The sequence below is a fragment of the Paraflavitalea soli genome (assembly GCF_003555545.1).
Classification (GTDB): Bacteria; Bacteroidota; Bacteroidia; order Chitinophagales; family Chitinophagaceae; genus Paraflavitalea; species Paraflavitalea soli.
Window position 1 is genome coordinate 1077375 of record NZ_CP032157.1, and the last position, 23957, is coordinate 1101331.

At 50.0% G+C, this 23957-nt stretch carries 13 protein-coding genes; 6 read left to right on the forward strand and 7 right to left on the reverse strand.

Translation table 11 applies throughout. The features are described from left to right. Positions 1-35 precede the first annotated feature (35 nt). From D3H65_RS04115 to D3H65_RS04140, 6 genes are all read left to right on the forward strand, one after another. Positions 36-1256 carry a FecR family protein gene (locus D3H65_RS04115; RefSeq protein ID WP_119049045.1) on the forward strand — a complete coding sequence of 407 codons (1221 nt, stop codon included), beginning with the start codon at positions 36-38 and terminating at the stop codon, positions 1254-1256. 127 nt (positions 1257-1383) lie between these two features. Continuing rightward, positions 1384-4782, forward strand: coding sequence for a SusC/RagA family TonB-linked outer membrane protein (locus tag D3H65_RS04120; protein WP_119049046.1), 3399 nt, complete (start codon positions 1384-1386; stop codon positions 4780-4782). A 97-nt stretch (positions 4783-4879) separates the two neighbouring features. Then, positions 4880-7996, forward strand: coding sequence for a SusC/RagA family TonB-linked outer membrane protein (locus D3H65_RS04125; protein WP_119049047.1), 3117 nt, complete (start codon positions 4880-4882; stop codon positions 7994-7996). A 194-nt stretch (positions 7997-8190) separates the two neighbouring features. Then, a complete protein-coding gene (locus tag D3H65_RS04130; RefSeq protein ID WP_119049048.1) occupies positions 8191-9831 on the forward strand; it encodes a SusD/RagB family nutrient-binding outer membrane lipoprotein in 1641 nt (546 codons plus the stop codon). A gap of 161 nt (positions 9832-9992) precedes the next feature. Continuing rightward, the gene (locus D3H65_RS04135) at positions 9993-11216 is read left to right on the forward strand and encodes an endo-beta-N-acetylglucosaminidase H (protein ID WP_119049049.1); all 1224 of its coding nucleotides are present in this window, start codon (positions 9993-9995) and stop codon (positions 11214-11216) included. 273 nt (positions 11217-11489) lie between these two features. Further along, entirely contained in the window at positions 11490-12278 is a 789-nt protein-coding gene (locus D3H65_RS04140) for an alpha/beta hydrolase (RefSeq protein ID WP_119049050.1), read from the forward strand. 138 nt (positions 12279-12416) lie between these two features. Here the strand turns inward: D3H65_RS04140 and D3H65_RS04145 are convergent, their stop codons facing one another. The 7 genes from D3H65_RS04145 to D3H65_RS04175 all read right to left on the reverse strand — a co-directional run bounded on the left by D3H65_RS04145 (position 12417) and on the right by D3H65_RS04175 (position 23947). Beyond that, on the reverse strand, positions 12417-14060 hold the full coding sequence (locus D3H65_RS04145) for a TldD/PmbA family protein (RefSeq protein ID WP_119049051.1): 1644 nt from the start codon (positions 14058-14060) through the stop codon (positions 12417-12419). A 121-nt stretch (positions 14061-14181) separates the two neighbouring features. Then, positions 14182-15519, reverse strand: a complete 1338-nt coding sequence (locus tag D3H65_RS04150) for a TldD/PmbA family protein (RefSeq protein WP_119049052.1) — start codon at positions 15517-15519, stop codon at positions 14182-14184. Between the two features lie 152 nt (positions 15520-15671). Beyond that, positions 15672-17309: a TldD/PmbA family protein gene (locus D3H65_RS04155; protein ID WP_211345619.1), complete on the reverse strand. Its 1638-nt coding sequence runs from the start codon at positions 17307-17309 to the stop codon at positions 15672-15674. Between the two features lie 156 nt (positions 17310-17465). Next, the gene (locus D3H65_RS04160; RefSeq protein WP_119049054.1) at positions 17466-19277 is read right to left on the reverse strand and encodes a hypothetical protein; all 1812 of its coding nucleotides are present in this window, start codon (positions 19275-19277) and stop codon (positions 17466-17468) included. Further along, positions 19277-21424 (reverse strand): DUF4175 family protein, encoded by a 2148-nt coding sequence (locus tag D3H65_RS04165; protein WP_119049055.1) that lies wholly within the window; start codon positions 21422-21424, stop codon positions 19277-19279. The genes D3H65_RS04160 and D3H65_RS04165 overlap by 1 nt, the downstream gene beginning before the upstream one ends. After that, the gene (locus D3H65_RS04170) at positions 21417-22949 is read right to left on the reverse strand and encodes a BatA domain-containing protein (RefSeq protein ID WP_162915395.1); all 1533 of its coding nucleotides are present in this window, start codon (positions 22947-22949) and stop codon (positions 21417-21419) included. Before D3H65_RS04170 ends, D3H65_RS04165 begins: the two co-directional genes overlap by 8 nt. 128 nt (positions 22950-23077) lie before the next feature. After that, positions 23078-23947 (reverse strand): DUF58 domain-containing protein, encoded by an 870-nt coding sequence (locus D3H65_RS04175; protein WP_211345620.1) that lies wholly within the window; start codon positions 23945-23947, stop codon positions 23078-23080. Positions 23948-23957: the final 10 nt, after the last annotated feature.

The window sequence follows — 23957 nt, forward strand, 5'->3', positions numbered from 1 at the left end:
AGCGTCTTTTATAACTGTATAAAAAGGGTCATATAATGTTAAACGAAGCTCAATTAAAGGACTTACTGGATAAAGCGCTGGCAGGCAAGGCCAGTGAGGCCGAGCTGCGTAGCCTGGCAGATGCCCTGAAGGAAGATGAGGACTTTGTGGTCACCGACCAGATCGCAGCAGTGCTGGGATCGCAAAGCACACAGCATGTATTACCCAGCCAGCAACGGGTAGCCCAGCTGGCCGACCAGATCTTATCGGCCGACAAACTGGCTGCCTACACTGCAAGTGCAGCGCCCCGCCAGGCGCCATTGATCGCTTTATGGAAAAAGATAGCCATTGCCGCCGCCATCCTCGCAGTAGTAGCTACCATCAGCTTTTACTTCTTACAGCAAAAGAAACATCCTCAGACTCCGCCCATCACTCATACAGAGAGCAACATCCGGGGCGATGTAAATCCCGGTAACAACAAAGCCAGGCTCATCCTGGCCGATGGCTCGGTGGTTGACCTGGACAGTGTGGCTAAAGGATTGTTGTCACTCCAGGGCCGTACACAGATCTCCAAATGCACGGATGGGCAGGTGTCTTACCTGGCTGATGACAATGCGCCGAAGGAAATCGCAGGCGCCGCTGTTTTATACAATAAGATCGATGTACCGCGCGGTGGCCAATACCAGCTCATCCTGTCCGATGGTACCCAGGTATGGCTCAATGCCGCCTCTTCCCTGCGTTATCCCGTTGCTTTCAAGGGCAATGAGCGGGTAGTGGAGCTGGAAGGAGAAGGTTATTTTGAAGTAGCGAAGGATGCCGCCCGGCCTTTTTCAGTGCGCACCACGCGGGCCGATGTGCAGGTGTTGGGCACGCATTTCAACGTTTGCTCCTATGCCGGAGAAGACTGGAAAACAACCTTACTGGAAGGCCGGGTAGCGGTGAAGCAACAGGCCGTCCAGGCCTTGTTAAAACCCGGTAACCAGGCCATCCTCGTCAATAACAATGAAAAGCTGAACCTGGTATCCGAGGCAGATGTCAGCGAAGCCATCGCCTGGAAAGAAGGCTATTTTCAGTACAACGACGCTACGATACCGGCTATCATGCAACAGGTTTCCCGCTGGTATGATGTTGATATTGTGTACAAAGACACTGTTAGCAAAAGGACGTTCAACGGAAAGATCAAAAGAGCCACCAGGCTATCCGGAATAGTCAAAGCATTGAAGGAAGGTGGTATCAATTGTGCCATTGATGCCAATCGCTTATTGGTTTACCCTTAGTCAGGTAGAATATCAGCCAGTTGAATGGCGCAGCGAAGGCGATAAATATGGTGTTTTTTTATGGTAAGAGGCGCAAAAGATATAAATTGCTACCAGCTGTATGAATTTCGTTTTGTAAACTGCTGGAATGCGGGTCAATTTTGCTTTGCTCACAACACTACTACTGCTACTGCGCCTGGACTCCTTTGCCCAGAAAATAACTATTGTGCAGAAGGGTATCCCGCTTGGTAAAGTATTTAACCTCGTACAGGAACAAAGTGGCCTCTCACTTTTCTACGACAGCCGCCTCATCAAAAAAGATAAGAAGATCGATATCGATGTACGCGAAGCATCGGTAGAAACGGTGATGGATTATTGCCTGAAGGATCTCCCGTTCACCTATGTTATTACCGACAATATCATTGTCATCAAAGAAAGAGAAGCTTCTCTGTCGGATGATAAAATACTCTTCACCATCAAAGGCATGATCACCGGCAAAGACAGCCTGCCTCTCGCAGGCGCTACGGTGATGCTGAAAGAAATAAAGCGGGCCGCACAAACAGATACCGGCGGCAACTTCCTGGTAGAGCATGTGCCGCCAGGTACCTATACACTGCTGATCTCTTTTGTAGGTTATGTCAACAGCAGTAAGGTAATTTCTGTATCAGATCGTACACCTCCTGTAGAGGTCAAATTACAAAAGACAGATGACCGCCTCGATGAGATCACCATCACCGCCCTGGGCCTTACACGCAGAACACGCTCGCTTACCTATTCCACCCAAAAGGTCGAAGGAGAAGAATTCAGTACGGTAAAGCAAACCAACATTCTCAACAACCTCCAGGGCAAAGTGGCGGGTGTGCAGGTAAACCGTACTTCCGGTGGTGCAGGCGGATCGGTACGGGTGGTATTGCGGGGCGATAAATCGACCCGTAATAGTCAGCCGCTCTATGTACTGGATGGCCTGCCGATCGTAAACCCTACCGGGGGACCGGTAGCGGGGCTGTACAATGAATCGCCCGATGGCGGCGATATCATCAGCACCATCAATCCCGATGATATTGAAAGCGTAAGTATACTGAAAGGCGCCGCTGCTTCGGCCCTGTATGGCAGTCAGGGCAGCAATGGCGTAGTGCTCATCACTACCAGGGGTGGCAGTGCCGGTGCAACAAAAATTAATCTATCCAGCAGCATCACCTTCGAAAAACCATCCATCCTGCCACAGGTGCAATACCATTACGGGCAATCGGCTTCGGGCGATGTCAGCAATCCCGGCAGCGAGGACAGTTGGGGCAGTAAGTTAGCTACTGAGCAGGACCCTAATGCCATGCGCAATTTTTTTCAAACAGGTACCACGCTTATCAACAGCATCAGCATAACTGGCGGCACGGCCAGGTCTTCGCAATACCTGTCTTACTCCAACACCGCCAACCAGGGTATCTTACCTTCCAGTAGTTTCAAACAACATACCCTCTGCTTCCGGCAGACAGGGAAATTCCTCAACGACAAACTGGTGGTGGATGGTAGTTTCCTGGGCAGTATTCAGAATGCTCAAAACAGGCTCACGCCTGGTATCTATTATAATCCGCTTACCGGTCTTTACCTCCTGCCACGCAATTTTGATCTGAATAGCTATAGGGATTTTGAATACTTCTCACCCAGCCGCTATCTCTATGCCCAAAACTGGTGGAATATCAATTACGATAAGGACCTGGCCAATGGAGGAGGCTGGGGCGGACAGGATTACCAGCAAAACCCCTGGTGGGTGATGGCCCGCAATACTGCGCACAACCGCAACCAGCATGCCTTGTTATCTGCTTCCCTGAAATATTATTTCAACAATGGTTTTACCCTGCAAGCCCGTGGCTATTTCAATCATTTCACCAACGATTATGAACGCGATATTTATGCTACCACCCAGGCCACCCTGTCGAGGTTCAACGGTATGATGCATACGATCAAATCGGCTAACACCACCGCCTATGGTGATCTGTTGCTCAGCGGCAGCAAGAAACTGAGCGAAGATTGGGAGCTCAACTTTACAGCCGGTGCTTCGCTGCAATACCTGGATGGAAAAATGGTGTCCGTGAGTGGTTCCCCCACCGTAGCCAATGTATTCCTCGAATCGGCACTGGAAAAGAATACCATTGATATCCGCAACTTCGATGAGAAGTCAAACAACCCTGCCCGGAAAGAAGTGCAATCGCTGCTGGGCACGGTGCAGGTTAATTTCAGGAACAGGTTGTTCATCGACCTGTCTAACCGCAATGACTGGTCATCTACCCTGGCCTATACCGCATCGGCCAATAAGGGATACAATTATTTTTCGGCCGGTGCGGCGGTTGTCGTCAACGAAGTATGGCAGTTGCCGCAGTTTATAGATTACCTGCGCTTCCGCGCTTCCTATGCAGTGGTGGGCAATGATATTGCCGCTTTCAGCAGCTACCCCTTATACACTTTTACCAGGGGCAATGGTACCCCTCCGGGAAGTGCACCGGTTGTTTCCGTGCAGGGGCTTGGCCTGAAACCGGAGAAAAACAAATCACTGGAAATTGGCCTGCAATGGAGGGCTTTTGATAACAGGCTGCAGCTCGATGCCACCTGGTACAGGTCGAATATTGTAAACCAGTATTTTAAAGGAGTGGCTTTACCTCCGGGCCTCGGCTCCGGCGGCTATGCCGATATCAACAGCGGTAATATCCGCAACCTGGGTATCGAAGCCACCCTGCGTTATAAGGTCATTCAGCGCAGTGGATTTGAATGGGCCACTACGGTCAATATGTCCCGCAACACCAATAAGGTCGTTGAATTGTTTGATCCTGCTATTATTCCCAGTACTACTCCCAATCAGTTGTACCGGCTGCAGGGGGGCACCGGTGGGTATGATGGCATATTGAAGCAGGGCGGGGCCTATGGAGATATTTATGGCAGCGGCTTCCTGCGCAATGCTGCCGGTCACATCGTGGTATCGGCAGCCACCGGCTTGCCCTACACGGTAGATGACATATTTCTGGGCAACCCTAACCCCGATGTGATCATTGGCTGGCAAAACAGCCTGTCCATCCGCAATTGCACCTTTAGCTGGCTCATCGATGGGAAATTTGGTGGCAGGGTATTGAGTGTTACCGAAAGTTATATGGATCAGCTCGGCGTTAGCCGGCGAACAGGAGAAGCCCGGGATAATGGCGGACAGGTTTTCTTTAAAGATGCGGTGGATGAAATGGGGCAGCCCTGGAAGGGCGGCGTAGATGCGGAACGCTATTATAAATATATTGGAGGGAAGACGCCGCTGGCCGAAGCCTTTATGTACAGCGCCACTTCCATTCGCCTGCGGGAAATGGCCATCGCCTACAGGATACCCTTCCGCAACAAGAAAATAGGCGATATGCGCGTGGGAATTATTGGCAACAACCTTTTTTTCCTGAAGCGTGATGCGCCTTTTGATCCTGAACTGGTAGCCGGTGTCAATCCCGGCGGGGTAGGGGTCGATGTTTTTGGCTTGCCTGCCTACAGAAGTGTGGGTTTTAGTTTTCAATATTCTTTTTAAAACAAGCAGGATTTTTTTTGAGATCAATAGGTACTGTTTTTCCGGTAGTGCGTCTTTTTGAGAGGACTATACATCAAACCTCTAAAATTGATTGCTTATGAAACAAAGTCTTCTTGGTTTCCTGCTCCTGTTTATTGCTTCTCAGGCGTTCTCACAGGGGCGCACGGTTACCGGCACAGTCACCGACTCACTAGGTAAGTCGATCGCTTCGGCCAGTATCAAAGGCAATAAAAGCGGCCTCGGAACCACTACCAGCGATAACGGAAAATTCTCCCTCGTTGTCATGGACAAGGATGATGCCCTGGAAATAAGCTCTACAGGGTATTCCCGGCAAACGGTAAAGCTGGGTGACAATTTAAGTTCCCTCACCATTGTTTTAAAAGCCGATGCGCAAAACCTCGAAACGGTAGTAGTTACCGCCCTTGGTATTACCCGCAAAGCCCGCTCGGTTACTTATTCTACACAAACCATCGGAGCTGATGAGCTGAGCACAGTAAAGAGTACGAATGTATTGAATAGCCTCAATGGTAAAATAGCCGGCGTGCAGGTAAACCGTACGTCCAGCGGCGCCGGTGGCTCCGTGCGCATTGTATTGCGCGGTGACAAATCTACCCGTAACAGCCAGCCGCTGTATGTAATAGATGGTTTGCCCATTGTAAACCAAACAGGTGGCCCCGATGCCGGCCTCTATAATGGCGCACCCGATGGCGGTGATATCCTTAGTACCATGAACCCCGATGATATTGAATCACTCAACGTGCTGAAAGGCGCTTCCGCTTCTGCCCTTTATGGCAGCCAGGGAAGTAACGGGGTGATCCTCATCACTACCAAAAAAGGCAAAGCAGGTACCGCCCGGCTCGACTTCTCCAGCAGCATTACCGCCGACAGGGTTTCTGTACTGCCCAAGCTACAGTATGATTACAAACAGTCCACCGCCCCCGATGCTACCAGCCCCGGTAGCGAGGATTCCTGGGGCGCCAAAGGTGCTGCCAATACCTCCGGCGATTATGTAAAGGACTTCTTTCAAACCGGCCTCACTTTTATCAACAGCATTGGTCTCACCACCGGCAATGAAAAGTCTTCCAACTATCTTTCTTATTCCAATACAGATAATAAAGGTATCCTGCCTACCAGCACCTTAAAGCAGCATACGATTACTTTCCGGCAAACGACCCGCTTATTGCAGGATAAACTGGTGTTGGATGGTACCTTTACCGGTAGTATCCAGAATGCGCATAACCGCAGCACACCGGGTATTTATTATAACCCGCTTACTGGTTTATATCTTTTCCCCCGCGGATTGGATTTCAACAGCTTTAAGAACTACGAATATTTTTCACCCACCCGTTACCTCAATGCCCAAAACTGGTGGAATATCAATTACGATAAGGACCAGGCTAATGGTGGTGGCTGGGGTGGTCAGGATTACCAGCAGAATCCCTACTGGGTCATGAACCGCAATACGGTTGATAACAAAAACCAGAATGTATATGCATCTCTCTCGGCCAAGTACCTGCTCAATTCCTGGCTTACGGTACAACTGAGGGGTAATATCAACAACTTTATCAACCAGTACGAGCGCCATATCTATGCTACCACACAGGGTACCCTGTCCCGCTTTAATGGAAACCTGCTTACTACACGTACCAATACCACCAATTTATATGGTGATGTATTGTTGAGTGGCGACAGGCAGCTGAACCAGGACTTCGGCCTCAATTTCACACTGGGTACTGCCATCCAGGACCAAAAGGGTACGATGCTCACCGTGAATGGTACGCCTACGGTTCCCAACGTATTCCTCGAATCAGCCCTGGAAAGAGCTACCATCGATGTGCGTAACTACAATACCGATAACGGTACCCCGGTACGCAGAAGGATCAATTCAGTATTTGGTTCTGTACAATTGAATTATCAGAATAAGTTGTTCCTTGATTTCAGCGACCGGAATGACTGGTCTTCCGCCCTGGCTTATACACCCAGTGAGACGAAAGGATATAATTATTTCTCCCTGGGGGTTAGCGGTGTGCTGAGTGATCTGCTCACGCTGCCTGCGGCTGTCAATTATGCCAAACTGCGCGTGTCATACGCCCAGGTGGGTAATGATGTGAACCCTTTTGCTACTTATCCACTGTATACCTTTAACCAGGGTGGTATCGCCAACCCGCCCAATAGTTATCCGATCACGGATGTGCCAGGACTGGAACTCAAGCCCGAAAAGAGCAAAGCTTTTGAGATCGGTACACAATGGAACTTCCTGCAAAACAGGCTGTCATTGGATCTTACCTGGTACAAGTCGAATACCTACAACCAATACTTCAGTGGTATCAATCTTCAGCGATACAATACCAAAACAGATTTCAACGCAGGTAATATCCAGAACACAGGTATTGAAGCTTCTGTGTCGTACAAAGTGTTCAATTCAAAGAAGTTTACCTGGAATACGACCATTAATTTCTCCCACAATAAAAATAAGATCGTTGAGTTGTTTGATCCCAATATCGTAACCAATGTAACCAAAGATGCCATTTATACATTGGGCGCCAGCGGCAGTTATACTGCCTTGAGGCTGGATGGTTCTTTTGGGGATATGTATGGACGTACGTTCAAGACCGATGCCCAGGGCCGTACGATCGTGAATGCTACCACCCACCTGCCCATCTTTGTAGACAGCATTTTTGCAAATCCCAATCCCAAAGCGATTGTGGGATGGAACAATAACTTCTCTATTGGCCGCTTTAATGTCAACCTGCTGATCGATGGTAAGTTTGGTGGCAAAGTGTTGAGCATTACACAGGGCTATCTCGATCAGATGGGTGTAAGTGAAAGAACGGCAGATGCCAGGAACAATGGCAATACAGTGACGATCAACAATGCGGTTGATGAAGCCGGACATGCCTGGAGTGGTACAGTAGATGCGCAAACTTACTATAAATATGTAGGTGGTAAAACACCCGCAGGTGCTGCTTATACCTATAGCGCCACGGCAGTAAGGCTGCGTGAGATCGCTATTACTTACCAGATACCGGTGAACGGTAAAGTTATAAAAGACCTGAGGGTAGCTGCAATAGGTAATAACCTGTTCTTCTTTAAGAAAGATGCGCCTTTCGATCCTGAACAAGTGGCTGGTGTAAATGCCGGTGGTACAGGTATCGATGCCTTTGGCCTGCCTGCTTACAGAAGTTATGGTGTAAGCCTTAAATGTACTTTCTAGGTTATTGTCAGGCTGAGTCCCGCAAAGCGGGATAAACTCTGACGAAGCCTTAAGAATGTCACCCTGAGCTTGTCGAAGGGTTGTCGAAGGGTGTCGAAGCCTGTCAAAGGGTGGGTCGCCCTTCAAGGGCGGCTCACCCGATCCAAAAGAGCTTTTAGAAGCCTAATTCAAAAATGCTTAAAACGAATTAAACCATGTTAAGATCATCACTATATAAATTAACCGCCGCCTGTGCCATTGCTGCCATGCTGGGAACCGGCTGCGCCAAAGATTTCCAGGAAACGAATACCAACCCTGCGGGTGTGAAACCCGATGTTTTCCTGGCCGATTTCCAGGCTGTTATACTACCCCTGCAAAACGGACAGCGCAACCTGGTGCATTATGTCAACTGGGAATACCAGCTGCAACAAAACCTCAATGCAGATATCTACAGCGGCTATATGATGAGCCCTACGCCGTTTAATGGCGGTAACAACAATGGCAACTACTTCATGATGGATGGCTGGAATGAGTGGGTGCTGAATATTGCCTATGATGGTGTGATGCAGGCTACTGCCGATTTTGAAAAATACAGCAAGGAATACAAGTCGGCCGACCTGGCCGATGCGACGGCCATGGCGAAAATCCTCAGCGTTATTGAGATGCACAAAGCGGCCGATATTTTTGGCCCCGTCATTTATTCCCATTATGGCAAGCCGAATCCCGATCTGTCTATAGATTACGATTCACAACAGGATGCCTACAAAGCATTTTTCGCTGACCTGGATATTGCCGTAGCCAACTTAAAACCATATGTAGCCGGTACTAAGAAAGTGGGTACTGCCTTCAAAAAGGCTGATATGATGTATGGCGGTGATCCGGCTAAATGGCTGCGCCTGGCCAATACCCTGCGCTTACGCCTGGCTTTGCGCATCGTGTATGCTGATGCCACCACGGCTAAAACACAGGGAGAAAAAGCCCTTGATCCAGCCAATGGCGGTCTCCTGGCAGCCGTTAGTGATAATGGACTGGTAGCTTACGGTACAGAAAGCCCCATCGGTGTGATCATCAACGACTGGGACGATATCCGTGCAGGAGCGCCACTGAGCTCTCTCCTGAATGGGTACAATGACCCACGTATTTCTCACTTACTGTCGCCTGCTTCAGATGCTGTGGTAGCTGGTCAGTATATCGGTATCAGGAATGGTGTGGCCATCGATGCCAAGGCCCGCTACTCTGGTTATTCAAAACCAGCGGCCAAATCGGCCAACGGCGATTATTTCGATAAAGGCGCGGGCAAAGCCAAGATCGCTACAGCTGCGGAAGCCTGGTTCCTGAAGGCAGAAGCGGCACTGAGGGGCTGGGCCAATGCAGGTGATATACAAACCAATTATGAAACAGGTATCGACCGCTCTTTTGAAGAATGGGGGGCAGGTTCTGCCACTGCGTATAAAGCAGACGCCACCAGCAAAGCGGCTCCTTACGTAGATCCCAAATCACAAGTGGCCGGCGCCAACAATGTGCCTGCCGGTAATCCTAACCTCAGCACGATTACCATCAAGTGGAATGCCGCTGCTGGTACAGAGGAAAAGCTGGAGCGCATCATTACGCAGAAATGGCTGGCGGTTTATCCCGATGGTCAGGAAGCCTGGAGCGAATTCCGCCGCACAGGATATCCCAAACTGTTCCCGGTAGTGCTCAACAACAGCAATGGAACCATTACCGGTTTCATCAAGCGCTTACCCATCCCCTCTAAGTTTAAGAACAGCAACAAAGCTGGTTACGATAAGGCTATTGCCACCCTCGGCGGACCTGATAATCCAGGTACCAAAGTATGGTGGGATAAGAAGCCCTGACAAGCAATTTTTCCCTGAACATGAATGGCGATAACATAGGTGAAGCCCGGTCCCCCTCCGGGACCGGGCTTCCCTTTTCTTCACCTTAAAATGTATTGCCTATGGTCATATGCAGTGATTCTGTGCCCCGTATCTTATTCTATTATTAAAAACCACTTATTATGGTAAACCTATTCTATCTGAACAGAAAGAACGTCACAGTATTCCTCCTCTTAGCGATTGCATGCCTAACTTATTCCTGTAAAAAGGACTTACAACAGAAGGAAGCTATTCCCAACGATGATGAGAAAGCCCTCAATGCCGTGGGTGTGAGCGGACCCAAGTCAATAGTATATGTAGAAGTAAACAGCAATGATTTTGCCAATGTGGCTAAGTATTCCCTGGCAACCGGTCAGCCGCTATTTGATATCGGGATCATCTTTGCAGCCAATATCAATTACAATACGTCCACGCAGACTGCTACCTTGTTCTTTAATCCCCAGGTAACAACGGTATTAAACAACCGGGCTATCACCATCCAGCCTGTACAGGCAAGGGGCACCAAGGTATTATTGTCTATCCTGGGCAACCACCAGGGAGCCGGTATCTGTAACTTCCCCAGCCAGGCGGCTGCTCAGGCCTTTGCCCAACTATTGGCCAATGCCGTCAACACCTATGGATTGGACGGTATTGATTTCGATGACGAGTACAGCGACTATGGCGTAAATGGCACGGGCCAGCCCAATGCGAGTTCTTTTGTATACCTCGTTACCGCTTTGCGCAGCCTGATGCCCACCAAGATCATCTCTTTCTATTATTACGGCCCTGCTGCATCCCGCCTTTCGTACAATGGTGTGACGGTAGGTTCCAAGGTCAACTATAGCTGGAATGCGATCTATGGCACCTGGTCTGTACCCAATGTGCCTGGTCTTACGGCGGCCAACCTCAGTCCTGCAGCAGTGAACATCACGGCTACCAGTTCTTCTACGGCGGCTTCCCTGGCCACACAAACGGTCAATAATAACTACGGTCTTTATCTTACTTATAATTTGCCCAACAACGATGTGAGCAGTTACCTCAGCAGTTTCTCCAATGTATTGTACGGTCAGCCTACAGTATATAATGGCGGAGGTGCTTCAGGTGTGAAATTCTTCCAGCATACCAATTATGGAGGCACGGCTACCAGTAGTATTCCCAAGGGCAATTATACCCTGTCCCAGTTGCAGGCCTATGGTTTCGTGAACGACTGGGCTTCGTCGGTTACTATACCCGCGGGCTGGACAGTGATCATGTATTCCAATGATAATTTCACCGGCACCTCGTGGACGCTGACCAGCAGCAATGCCAACTTTCCCGGACTATCACCCACAGCCAATGACGTAGTTACATCAGTTAGGATCCAATAATGCGCAGTTTTAGTAGTTTGTTTGTATACGGCCCTGTGCTTCTGCACGGGGCCTTTTTGGAGAACCTTGCTGTATCTCCTATGTCCAGTATGCTGCATTCTGTATTTCTTCTTCTGTCTTCTGTATTTTGTATTTCTCCTGGATTCTGTATTCTATATTCTGTCTTCTGTATTCTTTCTCCCCCTTCCGTTGATTTATACAACAACTCCCCCGGATTGTCTATTGAAGCAGGATAGGGGACAGGGTATTTTTGGGATACAAACCAACCGATATATGTCAACCATCAAATCAAAAACAGTCATGTTCGTTACCGGCGCTTTTGTTATTCACCGCGGCTGGGACGAATGGCAAAAATACTTCCAGAGCAAAGGGTACAATACCATCGCGCCGCCATGGCCTAATAAAGAGGCCGAGACAGCGCAGGAGCTGCGCGATCGTCAGCCCAATGATGTAGCCCTCGCTACTACCACCCTGGCAGAGGTGATCGACTCTTATGCGAAGCACGCAGAGAGCCTGCCCGAAAAGCCCATTATTATCGGGCATTCACTGGGTGGTATGATGACGCAGATATTGGTGAACCGTGGTTATGCTGTTGCCGGGGTAGCGATCCATCCGGTGCCGCCACTGGGTGTATTCCCTTATGAACTGGGATTCCTGCGGGGCGGCTTTAAATCCCTGGGATTGTTTACCTCTGTGAAGAAAACCTATTTAATGTCTTTAAAAGACTGGCAGTTTGCTTTTGTGAACGGTATGCCCCTGGCAGAACAGAAAGCCGCCTGGGAAGCCAATACTATTCCCGAATCAAAAACCGTGTCCCGCGGCGGATTGAGCTCAATGGCTAAACTGGATTGGAAAAAGCCCCATGTGCCTTTGCTGATCACTTCGGGCAGCGAAGACAATATCATCCCGGCGCACCTCAACTACAGGAATTATAAGGCCTATAAGCAAAACGGTTCCGTGCTGGATTATAAAGAGTTTAAAGGCCGCAATCACTTTGTGCTGGGACAATCTACCTGGAAAGAAGATGCAGATTATATATTGGATTGGCTGGCTAAATTATAAGAATAGCAGATTGGTTGAAACAACAAGGCAGGCAAAAAAGAAAAGCAGGATGGTGTATGCCATCCTGCTTTGTACATATGTTATCTACTAATTGCCTTCTGCTCGTAGCTCGCAGCTCATAGCTCGCAGCTTGTCTTCCTATCCTATCTTCCTCGCCGTATTGATCACATTCACCCCTTCAAATTTGGCAGTAGAAGACCCATGCGATACTGCACTGGCCTGTGAAGGCTGTCCTTTGCCATCATTGAAAGTACCAAACAGGCGATAATCATTCTTATCGGCAATGTCTGTCATCGAGTTCCAGAACTCCTGGGTGTTGGATTGATAAGCTACATCATTGAGCATGCCAACTATCTGTCCGTCTTTGATCTCATAGAACAGCTGACCGCCAAACTGGAAGTTGTAACGCTGCTGATCGATGGAGTAGGAGCCGCGGCCAATGATATAGATACCTTTCTTTACACTCTTGATAATGTCTGCCACACTGCGGGTTTGCTTGTTGGGCATCAGCGATACGTTGGGCATGCGCTGAAATTGCACACTGTCCCAGCTATCGGCATAGCAACAGCCCTGTGAGGCCTGCAGGCCGAGGATATGCGCCTGATCGCGGATGGTTTGGTAATTGACCAGGATGCCATCTTTGATGATGTCCCATTGTCCGCTCTGCACGCCTTCGTCATCATAGCCTACAGCGCCCAGCGATCCGGGTTGCAGTTTATCTGCCTGGATATTGACCAGCTTGCTGCCGTAGTTGAACTTCTTCGTTTTCCATTTATCCAGCGTAAGGAAGCTGGTGCCGGCATAGTTGGCTTCATAACCCAGCACGCGGTCCAGCTCCGTAGGGTGGCCCGTTGATTCATGGATCGTCAATCCCAGGTGGGTGGGATCTAGTACCAGGTCATACTTACCGGGCTCTACGCTTTTAGCCGTTATTTTTTCACCTACCTGCATGGTGGCTGCCTTTACATCTTCCAGCATATCATACCGGCCTTTGTACAAGGTAGTAGGGCCGCCAATGATCTTGTGTTCCGGCGATGCAAACATATACTCGAAGCCCATGCCCATCGGGGCGCTTAAGCTGTCGCGTGTTTGGAATTTGCCGGAGGCTTTGTCTGTTTTGGTGACGGTGAAAGTGGGCCATATCCGGTGAATGTCCTGGTCGATATAAGAACCATCAGAGCTGGCAAAATACTTTTGCTCATTGACCATGAACAAAGCGGCATTGATAAAAGTGGCGCCTCCTTTCAGGGCAGCGTCATTGACACTTAACAGCAGGTCTACTTTTTCTTTGACGGGTATTTCGAAGCCATTCTTTTCGATGGGCGTTTTCCAGCTTACTTCACCGTATCCTTTTTGCGGGGCCAGTTGCACCGGTTCGGTAATGAGTTTGGCATTGCCTTTGGCGATGGCTACTGCCAGCGCCGCTGTTTTGGCAATGCTGTCTGCATCCATCTTTTCCGAAGCCGCAAAGCCCCAGCTTCCATTGGCGATCACACGGATGCCGATGCCATAGGATTCTGAATTGGCAACGTTCTGTACCCGGTTATCCCGTGTAATGACAGCCTGGTTGAGGTACCGCCCTATCCGTACATCCGTATAAGTGGCGCCTTTGCTGCGCGCAGCCTGGAGTGCTATATCCGCCATCCGCTTTTTAGCGGCGGCATCGGCGCGTATCATCAATGCATCGGCTTCAGTGATCGATCTGCCAATTGCCGGAAAGCCATGGAGCAAAGCTCCGGCAGCACCCATCCCTGCCATGCCGAGAAAGTTTCTTCTTTTCAAATCTCAATATTTTACGTAATGAGGAAGGAAGCTCACAGATTACACGGATTTGCACGGATGAGCAGCCATGCGATGCACCTGCATTTATCAGTGGTAATCTGCGTAATCTGTGAGCTATATACTAGATAGCATCAGACAATGAAGTGAACGTAAAGTCCCTGATCTTCATCGGTGGCAGAATAGATGATCCGCTGCGTACTGGTTTGCCCAGTTCTTCCACATTATTCAGCATAATGATGGGGCTCTCATTGAAACGGAAGTTCTTCACCGGGAATTTGATCTGGCCGTTCTCGATGTAGAAAGTCCCGTCACGGGTAAGGCCCGTTTGCACCAGCGTTTGCTGGTCCACCATGCGGATATACCAGAAGCGTGTAACGAGAATGCCTTTTTCTGTGTTCTTGATCATATCTTCAATAGAAGCAGTACCACCTGCCATGATCATGCCGCCACCGCCAAAGCGGCCGCCGCCGGGGCCTGACAATGGTTTCAGTCCTTTCTTCTGCGCCCAGAAACGGCTGCAGGCCAGGTTCTTTACCACACCATTTTCTACCCACACTGTTTTCTCTACGGGCATACCATCGCCGCTCCAGGTAGCGCCTGGCAATTCGGGGTTCATGGGATCGCTGATGATGTTTACTTTCTCATCAAACAGTTGTTCTCCCAGGCGTGTGCCGCCACCTTTCTTGCTCATGAAGCTACGGCCTTCATCGGCCGTACGTTGCTCAAAACCACGGATAATACCGCCCAGCATATCACTGGCAGCCAATGGCTCCAGGATCACTGTATAACGGCCTGGTTCAATGGCTTTGGCGCCTGCAGAGCTGGTAGCTTTATTGGCGGCAATTTTGGTGAGCGCCAGGGTATCTAATTTACCTACATCATTAAAGCTGTGGTCTACATAACCCGAGCCGGTGCCTTCCTGGTTACGTACTGTAACGGAAAAGGATACATCGGTACTTTTATTGTAAGCAAACAGGCCTTTGGAATTGGCCATGGCGCGGAAGCCTGCACTGTTCTGAAGAAAGCCGGCTGATTCCAGTTTGTTGTCTTTGGATACTTTCAGGCTTTTTGCCACCATTTCAGCCCGTGTATCGGGTGTCATAGCCGCGGTGGAAGGAATGAATCCGATAGACTCTGCAAAGTTGGAAGGACCCAGCAGCGGCATGTATTCCGGATTTTCCGGGGCCAGGCGCGCCAGCTCTTCTGCACGGCGTACTACCTTTTCCAGGGAGGCATCATCAAATTCATTGATGGTGGCATTGCCGGTCCTTTTACCAAATGAGGAACTTACACTCAGGTTGAGGTTGCTTACCTCTCCTGCAGTAGATACTGCATTGCGGGCATAGCGGATATTGCCGCTTTGTTGTCCGCCGAGACCTACTTCTGTTTCGTCAGCTTTGGCGAAGCCCAACACTTTTTTCATGATCGCTTGTGCTTCGTCTTTACTTAATATAGCCATAACTGGTTATTATGCTTTAAAAGAGTTTAATAATTGTTTGTCTGAAAACAGCTTCGAGCTGTGAGCTTCGAGCCGCGAGCCAAATACAAAAAAAACTGGTGGTCTTCCGGATTTTCTCGTTGCCTTGCTGCCTCGATGCCTCGTTGCCTTTCCTACCCGATCTTCCGGGCTGTATTGATCACATTCACACCATTGAACCGGGTAGTGGAGCTACCGTGTGATACCGCGCTGCTTTGTGAAGGCTGGCCCTTGCCATCATTGAAAGAACCGCCGAGGCGATAATCGCTCTCATCACAAATAGCAGCACAGGAATTCCAGAACTCCTGGGTATTGGACTGGTAGGCCACATCGTTCAGCATGCCCGTGATCTTGCCATTGGTGATCTCATAAAACGTTTGACCGCCAAACTGGAAGTTGTACCGTTGCTGATCAATGGAGTAGGAGCCATCACCAATGATGTAAATGCCTTTCTCTACATTTTTGATCATATCGTCTACGCTCAGCTTTTGTTTGCCCGGGCGCAGGGATACATTCGGCATACGTTGGAATTGTACATCATCCCAGCCTTGTGAGTAGCAGCAGCCTTGTGATTCTTTCAGGCCAATGATATGCGCCTGGTCGCGGATTGTTTGGTAGTTCACGAGGATACCATCCTTGATCAGGTCCCACTCACGGCATTTAACGCCTTCATCGTCCCAACCCACAGCGCCGAGTGATCCCTTCTGCAGTTTGTCGGCTACGATGTTCACGTTCTTATTGCCGAAGTTGAATTTCTTGGATTGCCATTTGTCCAGTGTAAGGAAGCTGGTGCCTGCATAGTTGGCTTCATAACCCAATACGCGGTCCAGTTCTGTAGGGTGACCTACCGATTCATGGATCGTCAACCAGAGGTGGGAAGGGTCCAGTACGAGGTCGTACTTACCAGGTTCTACAGATTTAGCTTTTAGCTTATCGTCTACATCTTTGGTCGCATTTTTAACATCTTCCAATATATCGTACCGGTCTTTATACCGTGTTACGATACCGGAAAGTCTGTCCTGCGGACGGGCATGCATGTATTCATAACCCATACCCATGGGGGCACTCAGGGCATTGCGCTGCATGAATTTACCGGCAGCGCGGTCTATCTTGGTCACATTGAAAGTAGGGTAGATGCGGTGTATGTCCTGGTCAATATAAGAACCATCCGTAGAGGCAAAATACTTCTGTTCATTCACCGCCGAGATCATGGCTGTTACGAAGCTGGCGCCATTCGTGATGGCAATATCGTTAACCTGCAGCAACAGGTCCACCTTTTCTTTGATGGGCACTTCAAAGGCGTTGATCTCGATAGGTGCTTTCCAGCTTACTTCGCCAAACCCTTTTTGCGGGGCGAGCTGTACCGGTTCACCCTGGATCTTTGCATTGGCTTTGGCTACTGCCACGGCCTGTTCAGCTGCTTTGGCAATAGCGTCTTTGGATACCGCATTGGTGGCTGCAAAGCCCCAGGCTCCATTCACCAGCACACGGATACCCACGCCATAGTTTTCCGTATTGGCTACACCCTGCACCCGCTTGTCGCGCGTGGCTACAAATTGTCGCAGGTAACGGCCAATACGAACATCAGCATAACTGGCCCCTTTTGATTTGGCAGCATTCAGGGCTACATCAGCCAGCTCTTTTTTGACAGCTGCGTCAACGCCCTGCAGTGCTTCTGCCGGGTCAATATCGCGCCCGAAGGCCGACATTTTAGGAAGCATGAGAGAGCCAAGGCTCATGCCTGTGTAGTAGATAAAGTCTTTTCGTTTCAAAGCAGAGTCCCTCAGTTTTTAATGGTTGATAAAAAAGGATATATGTTCGGTGTTATTTCTCATTATATGATGTCAGGCTGAGTCCCGCGGAGCGGGATAAACTCTGTCAAAGCCGTCTAAAGGGTGGGTCGCCCTTCAAGGACGGCTCACCCTGATCTAGTGGAGCTTCGTTGCCTCTATGCCTCGTTGCCCTTTCCCCTCAACCCACAAATAACTACAACAAGCTAAGAATACCAGCAGGAATATGACCGGTGGTACCTGTTTTTTTTCTACTTCTGTCGATGTTCCATTGGACGTCTTCGCCGGGGCGCTTACTGCGCCGTACCGGGTATTATTGATCATGGAAGCCGCCGCCTGTACCCCTGTCCAATCCTCCTTGCTATAAATATACAGCCGTAGACTGTCCTGTTGATGATGAATGGTTTGCCAGCCACTTGCTACAGGCCAGTAAGTGCCTGTCCAGCTATGGGGATGCCATGCTTTTTGTGACAGCATCACTTTGCCCGCTGCTGTTTCAATGGCAGGTACTCCTGCTGCAGTGGTGGCCAGGGTGAGTTGTACCGGGCTGCCTGCTGTGGGAAAGGCCGATAACTGCTCCCACCGGGAGCCCTGCGCATCACTGCGTGCGGCTTTGTGCAGCAGCAGTGACCAGAATTGTGCATAGTCCTGTTTGTTGCCTGCCAATAGCCAGCTATACGTATTGTTGACGGTATTCAACACCAGCTTACCTGCTCCGGAAAGAATGGCGGCAGTTACCACCGCGCCCTGGTCATCCAGTACCAGTGGCTGCGCCAGCCGGTTGTTCTCAATGGAAAACCATTGGGCGGGCTGCAGGGGCGTGGTAGTGGTAAAGACTGCCGGCATGGTCAATGGCCGGGCGGTGACGGGTGAACCAGGCTGCTTTTTTACCTGCAGGCCGCCGGTGAAAGTGGCCAGTGAGGCCGTGCTGTCGGTTTGCAGGATCAGTCCCAATCCCTTTTGTATTTGTGCGCGGAGTACTGCTTTTTCTGATGCATTCAGTACAGCCAGGGCCTGGTCGTCTGCGATCACCACGTCCATTTTTTCCAGCAGGGGAGTAGAAAGGGTAGACAAAGTAAGCGCTTCCCTGTTGAGGAATTGCTGGCTGTATTTTCCTTTGGTGATCGTACTCCTGACTGACACCTGGTATTGATTTTCATACAGCCAGGTGCTGAGAAATTTATTGTCGAAGTCCGGTGAAGAGCTCAACAGCAATACCTGCAGGTGATGGGCAGGCAATATATGTACCGGTATCTTTTGGGTAAGTGGCGTATTCCCTGCGTTGCTGGTTTCCAGTTCATACAGCGTGCTGCCCTGGTGGGCAGGCTTGCAACGCAACCGGAATGATTGGGCAGTAGCCGCGGGGATGGTAGCTGAATCCAACCGGGCGCCTGCACCCGTCAGCACGATCCTGACCGCTTCCTTTGATGGATTGTTGTAGTTGCCCTGTACTTCCAGCCATTCGCCCTGGTGCAATTGCCGGGGCCATCCTGCTGCAGTAAATCCTGCGGGCTGTGCAGGTGCATGGTATTGAATACCGATGCCCATGTCGGTTAAGGCAGCTAATTCATCATCGGCCAATCCGTATCCTGCTACATGCAGCTGGTTGATCAACGGATGTTGCGCGAGGAAATACCGCAGGTCGGGTATCAGGCTAATACTGGGAGCTACCAGGCTGGCTGTGGTAGTGTATTGCGGCAAGTCTTTGTAGGCAACGAGGCTGTCTTTGTTATAGCCCGGTGTAAGTAATACAACAGTGTTTGCATTATTACCGGTCTTCGTCACGCTATAGGTAACAGGCAATGCCAGGCAGGCCAGTGCAGCCACGGCCAGCAGACTGGCTGTGAGGCGCAGGAACAGGTGGGCCTTCACTGGTCTTCTTATTTCTTTCCATACAAGAAATACCACCAGCAGCAGCGAGACCACTATGATGCCTGTAGCTTCTTTCATCAATGACTGCTTCCGTTTAAGTTATTAAAATAATAGTCTGCCAGTTCATTACCGGCTGCTGTTCCGCCTGGCTGGGGCAATAGCCCTCCCGCTTTCATCATTTTTTGTACAGCAGCCTGCACTTTCACAATGACGGCTTTGTTTATTTTTCCGGGCTCCTGCGTTAGCTGCCGGATCGCATTGAGGGCTGGCAGGTAATCTACCGGTGCGTGAACCGCTTTTTCACTGATCTTTTTTTCTGCAGCCAGCAGGGCAGGCATTTGTGCCGGTGTCACTACCGGCGCCTGTTTTAATTGTTCCAATACCGCCATGGCCTGTTGCAGGATGGTCTCTGCACTATTATCAGCAGCGTTATTTTTTTGATGGAGTGGGGTGCCTATTTTATCCAGCTCACCCGTCAGTCTTTTTTCAGGACGCAGCGGCGGCATTTTGACTGAGGTCTTGCTTACGTAGGCCCTTGATTTTTGCTGCATGTCTTTCAGCAGGCGCAAGGCCTTATAAGCAAAGGGCAATGCCTCCCGGGGGTAATAGGTCCGGAGCTTTAATTCACTGCTCCACATTTCGGTGAGGATGGCTTTCAGTTGTGCCTTTTGTGCCGGCTCCAGGTAAGTAGCATCCTCTGCATTGTCATGCTTGTGCGCGTACTGGTCCTCAAGCGCTTTGATATCTCCGAATGCGATCTCTTTTTCTTCCCCATGTTCACCACTGCCGTGATCATGTCCGTCATCAGGGCTATGGCCGCCGCTTTCCCATTCTTCGCCCACAAATTTTCCATAGCGCAGCCGTAGCAGTTTCTGATCATCGCCCAATACATTGCTGCGGAGGTGGAAGGTGTCGATGGGAATGGTAGCTTGTTGCTGCAATAGTTTCTCAATGTCAATGATGATCTGCCGCTGACTGCGGAAATATTCAGGCACCTGGTTGATGCCCGATTCCATGCCCGACAGGCTCAGCAGTTCAGCTGTATCTGGCAGGGATACAAAATACATATCCGAGCGGCTTTCCTGTCCGCGGTTATCCACCGCCTTTACATAAAAATACAATTCATCACCGGCATGCATGCCAAGGGCCGGCAGGTCGAGTATTTTAGTCAGGGCCATTTGCCGGCGGCCATCGAAGCTGACGGGGAAGGATAATTGTTGTTCCTTAAAACTTACACTTTCTCCTTTGCCACTGGCCCTGGTCGCTACTATGCCAGCGTTTTTGATGCCATAATCATCTGTCAGCTGCAGTGAAAGCCGGGTGAGTGGTTCACGTCCTGGTTCTATGCGGCTGTATTGTTGTGGTGTAATGATGTTGATAGTGACCGGCAGGTCGGGGATCACTTCCAGTGTGTATAACTGAGAGGCTTGTCCGGCCAGGCTTACCTGGTAAAAACCCGCTTCCCGGATATCCCTTTGCAGGCGCCAGGTGGTGCTGTCGGCAGCAGCGGGTGACAGTTGCAAAGTATCTTTGCTATTGAGTACCAGGCTCAGCTGAGCCACTTTTTGATTGGTATGTATTTCCCACTGCACTTTGCTGCCTTCTTCCACCTTCAGCGAAAACTGTTGTTGTTGCCTTGCCGGGTTATTGGTATAAGCGGGTGGAGTAACCTGTATTTGAAACGAAGCAATGCCCGGCAGGATATGCTCTTTTACGATAGGAACTGCAGGTAAGGCGCTGTCGTTGCTATGATCCCTGTTGTCCCGTAATAAAAAAGAGAGCAGGGCGATCAACACACAGCCTGCCACAGCGCTGCCCAGCAGGATCAATGCTTTTCTTAATGACTGCCGCATGGCTGGTGGCTCGGGGATGGTAACCAGCACCGGTGCTATTTTTTGTACCTGCATTTGCTGCAGCAGGCTCAGCGATTGTTCCGGGATCAGCAGTAATTGTGTACTTTCTTCTAGTTGGGGATACGAACGATTTAAGAAGCTGGAAATAGCGGCCGGTGTGAGCGGGCGGGGTCGTTTGATCCAAAGCGTGACAGCAATAGTTGCCACGAATAACATGATCACGGCCCACAGCGGCAGCCCCACCAGGTAGTGCCCAATGGCTGCTGTCAACAGCGCCAGCGCTACAGCATGTAGTACAGTGGCCAGCAGGTTATTCCTGCTCCATTTGCCACTGAGGCTTTGAATGATATGTAAGCTGTTTTGCTCAGGCATCCTGCTTGATTTGTTGTTGCCGGTGCGTCAATAACCGTTCTGCTGCAAATAGTATAAAGGCGGCGATCCATATAATGAAAGACAAGTCTTTCGCACTGTCTTTTAACAATGAGTCTGCTCCTTGTTCCTGCCTATCAGCGAGATCGACTGCCGATTGCTCCCGTCCATCGACGGGACCGATTGCCGTCTCCCGACTGCCGATTGCCGATTGTTGCTCATCAATTATCCTCAGATCCACCGCATCCGGAATCACCGGCGCCGCAAGTACCAGTGGCAGCAAGGTTTGTACAAAATCGCCTTCCCATACCATATCACTCCAGGCAGGATTAAAGCGGCTTTTAAAATGATACACCCGCCTGCCTTCCGCTGCTGTCATCGTGAGCAAGGGTTGTCCATTGGCAAGTGTCCAGAGGGGAGTACCCTTTGCCGCGCCGCCGGTAAACCTGTACACTTTGTGTTGCAGGCCCTCGCCTGTGATGAGGTTGCCTTCCTGTGCCCAGGAGGCGCCGGCAATGGCATCACCTGTATCATATTGAAACAAGGTTCCTTTCGGGGCAATATAAGATAAGAGGTTATCCGTAGTTGAAGACTTCGACAGGTTCAGTCCGACATGCTGTTGCTCATCCAGGTTGAAGACAATGTTTTGTGCTGTGGCGGGCGCCTGACCAGCTGATAACAGCGTGGTGGTAATGCGCCTGCCGGTGAATTGTGCAATGGCTTGCAGGGCTGCTTTTACATATTGTGCATCGGCCATGTTTTTTCCAGGGTAAATGCCAATGCGAATGATGGAAGTATCTATATCGCCGGTGAGTGCTGCCCCTGTCATACTTTCCCTATAGTAGTTGCCTGCGGGCGTACTTACCCATTCTATATGCCTGATCTTTCCATTGGGCGTTACCCATTGCAGGGCAGGGGAGCGATACATACTATCACCCGTTGCAAAACTATTCCAATGAATGGCCAGTTGAGTATGCGGTCTGTCACCCTGGTAAGCGGATAAGCGGTTATCAGTAAATACATGCACCGGAAATGCCTTGGGTAGTTGTACATCCAACACTTTTAATAAAGACCAGGGTGGGAGCAGCGTGCTTTTATCAGGAGTACTGGTAGAATACTGCAGCGTATCCTGTAACTGCAGTTTTTCAAACCCTGTACCCAGGTCATGCAGTTCCAGGCCGGCTGCCAATAAAGAATCTATCCGTGGGCCATAATGCGCGTGGGCTGTTGCCAATTGCCGGGCGGGGACCAATATCCAGCCTGCTTGTTTATTGGCCGTTGGGGTGTTGTTCCACACTGGCCTGGCCAGTAAAAAGGCGAGCAACAGCAGTAAAAAGCAGCGCAGCAGGAATAAAGGCCAGTTGGTAATGCGCAGGCTGCTCGCGCGCCGGCGTGCGCTGGTGGCCAGTAAGGCAATACTGCCCACACGCAGGGTTTTACCCGTGCGCACATTCCACAGGTGTACCAGCACCGGTATGATCACCGCTGCTGCCGCTACTAATGCTATGGGATTTAATAACTGTAACAAAATGTATATGCTGATCCTTTATGCTATATACTAAATTCTATAGGCTTTTCTCTGCAATGTTGTTTTGTTTTCTCAACCAGTACAAATCGCGGCAGCCATTCTGTATCCTGTATTCTATATTCTGTATTCTACTTCCTTGCCTGCAAAAAAGCCCTCAATGCCTCATCTACCGGTTCATCTGTCACCATAAGCCGGTAGTCGATATTACGTCCCAGTAATGCTTTTCGGGTATTGGTTAAATGGTCTGTCAGTTTTTGGGTATAGCCTTGTTTGATGGCGTCCGTATCTACCTGGATAGTTGCCCCCGTTTCCAGGTCTTCCAGTGTAGTGAACCCTTCATAGCTCAGCTCCATTTCATTGCGCGCCATCAGGTGCAGTACAATGATCTCATGGCGCAGGGCGCCCAGCAGGTCCAGCAGTTCATATATCTCTTCCCCCTGCTGGTACATATCGGTAATGAAAACGAGCAGTTCTCTTTTTCTGCCGCCTGCATAAATGTCTTTGTAATGGATTGGTTCAGTAAACCTGCCTTTGGGCCCGGCTTGTTCCAGTTGGTAAAAAAGCCGGTTGAGGTGTTGCGTACCCTGGCGGGCTGCCAGGGAGAAAATGCCGTCTTCGCGCATTACATACAGGCCCACCGCATCGCCCTGCATATGCGCCAGGTAAGCGAGGCTGGCAGCGAGGTAGCGGGCATATTCCATTTTTGTCCAGTCGCCGTCGCGGTGGTCCATGGAAGCGCTGGCATCTACCAGCAGGCGTACGCTGATATTTGTTTCTGATTCCGATTCGCGGATATAGTAACGGTCGCTGCGTGCATACATCTTCCAGTCCATCCAGCGCAGGTCATCGCCCGGCATATAACTCCGGTACTGACTGAACTCCATACCACTGCCTTTGATGGAGCTTTTGTTGGCGCCCGTCATAAAGCCATCGATGGTGGTTTTGGCCGCCAGGGATAGATTTCTCAGTGACAATAATATAGCTGGATCTAATGACACGAATTACACG

Bases quoted from the DNA above. Each gene is read 5' to 3' on its own strand.
- D3H65_RS04115 (WP_119049045.1), top strand. From the start codon at position 36: ATGTTAAACGAAGCTCAATTAAAGGACTTACTGGATAAAGCGCTGGCA.
- D3H65_RS04120 (WP_119049046.1), top strand. From the start codon at position 1,384: ATGCGGGTCAATTTTGCTTTGCTCACAACACTACTACTGCTACTGCGC.
- D3H65_RS04125 (WP_119049047.1), top strand. From the start codon at position 4,880: ATGAAACAAAGTCTTCTTGGTTTCCTGCTCCTGTTTATTGCTTCTCAG.
- D3H65_RS04130 (WP_119049048.1), top strand. From the start codon at position 8,191: ATGTTAAGATCATCACTATATAAATTAACCGCCGCCTGTGCCATTGCT.
- D3H65_RS04135 (WP_119049049.1), top strand. From the start codon at position 9,993: ATGGTAAACCTATTCTATCTGAACAGAAAGAACGTCACAGTATTCCTC.
- D3H65_RS04140 (WP_119049050.1), top strand. From the start codon at position 11,490: ATGTCAACCATCAAATCAAAAACAGTCATGTTCGTTACCGGCGCTTTT.
- D3H65_RS04150 (WP_119049052.1), bottom strand. From the start codon at position 15,519: ATGGCTATATTAAGTAAAGACGAAGCACAAGCGATCATGAAAAAAGTG.
- D3H65_RS04160 (WP_119049054.1), bottom strand. From the start codon at position 19,277: ATGAAAGAAGCTACAGGCATCATAGTGGTCTCGCTGCTGCTGGTGGTA.
- D3H65_RS04165 (WP_119049055.1), bottom strand. From the start codon at position 21,424: ATGCCTGAGCAAAACAGCTTACATATCATTCAAAGCCTCAGTGGCAAA.